Origin of the sequence: Carnobacterium sp., assembly GCF_032094055.1 — a bacterium.
Taxonomy (GTDB): domain Bacteria; phylum Bacillota; class Bacilli; order Lactobacillales; family Carnobacteriaceae; genus Carnobacterium_A.
The window spans coordinates 69,929-70,864 of sequence record NZ_DAMDAK010000001.1 but is presented as its reverse complement, the minus strand read 5'-3'; the positions used below and the strand labels follow the sequence as shown (position 1 = coordinate 70,864).

At 34.1% G+C, this 936-nt stretch carries 2 protein-coding genes; both read right to left on the bottom strand.

From position 1 onward, the window contains the following. The coding region (locus RT405_RS00435; protein WP_313466734.1) for a toxic anion resistance protein at window positions 1-599 on the bottom strand (599 nt) is incomplete at its 3' end. Between the two features lie 20 nt (window positions 600-619). After that, a partial coding sequence (locus RT405_RS00430; protein WP_313466726.1) for a 5-bromo-4-chloroindolyl phosphate hydrolysis family protein occupies window positions 620-936 on the bottom strand: 317 nt, incomplete at its 5' end.

The window sequence follows — 936 nt, the reverse complement described above, 5'->3', positions numbered from 1 at the left end:
GCATCAAAATAATCTTTATTTTTTTGATAAAGTTGTTCCAACATCATATTATCGTTAATCAGGCCATTTTTTTCTTTGTCTAGTTTAATCCCTATTTTATCAATTTGGGCACCAATTTTTTGGTACTTAGCTGTCATTTCATAAATGGATTTTTTCACTCGTCCGAATATCTTTTTAAAAACATTATGATCTTCAGCTCTTAGATCCTCAGGGTTCGCTTCGTTTAAACGAAACATTAAGTCATTTAAAGAATCTCCAATTTCTCCGGTATCTTGGTTCTGAACATGATTTAACATGGCATGAGAAAATTCTCCAAGTTTTTGTTGAGCTGCAGCACCATAACTCATAACAGATTGTACATTAGTCACATCAATTTGTTCAGCTAAAGCTTTAGCTTGATTTTGGCGTTCTTCTGGTAAGCGATCAAGCAAGCGATCAGCTTTTTCTGTTTCCACCATATTCTGTTCAACAGAATTTTTTACAGTGGGTGCATTTTCAGCAACTTCACCAAAAGGGTTGGCTAATAGATCATCTAATTCAGAGTTAACTTCTTTTAAAGGGACATCATTTGGCGTTATATCTTTTTTTTCTTCGTTCATTTGCTCATCTCCTCATTCCATTAAAGTTCTTGGTCTTCAATAGTATTGGTTTCTCCATTGTCGCGCTCAATGGCTTTTTTTGCAAGCTCAACTTCCAAATTCATATCATCAAAATCACCTGATTTAAAAGCAACATAGTCAACAGCAATGAGACGGCACATTTCATCAATAGTAGTAGCACTTTGATCCAATACTTCAAAAGTAGATTTGTTTTTAACTTCATGCAGGTTGATTTCAATGTATTTATTTGTCAAATCCACTAAAGAAGGCAAATGTACATAAAGAAACTTATCTACTTCGTTCAAGCGACGCGGTTCTTCAGTGATTTCTTTGAATA